Source organism: Kitasatospora sp. MY 5-36, from assembly GCF_001182915.1.
Classification (GTDB): Bacteria; Actinomycetota; Actinomycetes; order Streptomycetales; family Streptomycetaceae; genus Kitasatospora.
In genome coordinates this window covers 1-1470 of the sequence record NZ_LFVW01000095.1, presented here as the reverse complement: position 1 = coordinate 1470, position 1470 = coordinate 1, and the positions used below count along the sequence as shown (strand labels likewise).

Genomic DNA, 1470 nt, shown 5'->3' with positions numbered 1-1470 from the left:
GCGGCGCCCCCCCCCCGCCGATCGGCGGGGGGCCGGTGCGCGGACGAACGCGCGGTCAGACCCCGCTCAGCCGCCGCCCGGCCGCGCCCGGCCGCACACTCAGCCGCCGAGGGCGGTGCGCAGCCGGCGCTCGTCGACCCGCCAGAAGTCGTGCTGGCGACCGTCGATCAGGGTGACCGGAATCTGCTCCCAGTAACGGCGGTACAGCTCCTCGTCCCGGGTGATGTCCCGCTCCTCGAAGGACGCGCCCAACTCCCCCGTCACCCGGAGGATCACCTCGCGGGCCTCGTCGCACAGATGGCAGCCGGGCTTGCCGACCAGGGTCACGGTCCGGCCCGCGGGCTCGGGGCTCTTACGTCGCAGCAGTGGGCTCACCACCCCATTCTCCGCCATGGCGCCCACCCGCCCCCGGGGCCCGCGCCCGGTGGAGCTGTTCACCCCGCGGGCACGGCTGCGTCACGGCCGCCGGGCGCCCGGCTGGCTATCCTCGATGACATGGCCGTGCTCAGAAGGCTCACCCAGGCAAGGCGTTCCAGCAGCGAGCGGAGCGCCCTGGCCGGCGAAGCCGCGGCCGAGGCGGCCGAGGCCGCGCTGCGGGCCGAGCCGGCACCCGACGCCGGGCCCCGGGACACCGCCGGACCAGGGGGCAGCACCGGCCCCGGAGACGCCGCCGGGCCGGACGCACCGGCCGCGGCCAAGCCCGGACGGACCCCCAAGGCCCCCGCCGAGAACCACACCCCGGACCCGGACGACCCCCGCGCCGCCGCCTTCTTCGACTGCGACAACACCATCCTGCGCGGCGCCGCGATCTTCTACCTCGGCGTCGGCCTCTACCGCCGCGGCTTCCTCACCCGCCGCGACATCGCCCGCTTCGCCTGGCAGCAGGCCTGGTTCCGGCTGCACGGCACCGAGGACCCGGACCACATCTCGGACGCCAAGCAGTCCGCCCTCGGCATCGTGGCCGGCAAGCCCACCGCCGACCTGGAGGCGATCTGCGAGGAGATCTTCGAGGAGGTCGTGGCCGACAAGATCTGGCCGGGCACCCGCGCCCTGGTCCAGATGCACCTGGACGCCGGCCAGCGGGTCTGGCTGGTCACCGCCGCCCCGCTGGAGGTGGCCCGGATCATCGCCCGGCGGCTCGGCATGACCGGCGCGCTGGGCACCGTCGCCGAGGCCAGGGACGGCCGCTACACCGGCCGACTGGTCGGCGACCTGCTGCACGGCCCGGCCAAGGCCGCCGCCGTCCGGGCCCTGGCCCGGCGCGAGCGCCTCGACCTCGACCGCTGCGCCGCCTACAGCGACTCGGCCAACGACATCCCGATGCTCTCGCTGGTCGGCCACCCGTACGTGGTGAACCCGGACGGCGCGCTGCGGCGCCACGCCCGGGCCCAGGGCTGGCGGGTGCGGGACTTCCGGACCGGGCGCAAGGCGGCCCGGGTGGGGCTGCCGGCGGCGGCCGCGCTCGGGGTG

General features: G+C 76.6%; 2 protein-coding genes. One reads left to right on the top strand and one right to left on the bottom strand.

The window, feature by feature from the left end; genetic code table 11:
• Positions 1 to 99 precede the first annotated feature (99 nt).
• A complete protein-coding gene (locus AE652_RS07915; RefSeq protein ID WP_049650473.1) occupies positions 100 to 393 on the bottom strand; it encodes a glutaredoxin family protein in 294 nt (97 codons plus the stop codon).
• Between the two features lie 102 nt (positions 394 to 495).
• Here AE652_RS07915 and AE652_RS07910 point away from each other — a divergent pair.
• Positions 496 to 1470 (top strand): HAD family phosphatase (locus tag AE652_RS07910; protein ID WP_049650472.1); only part of this gene is annotated, 975 nt, incomplete at its 3' end.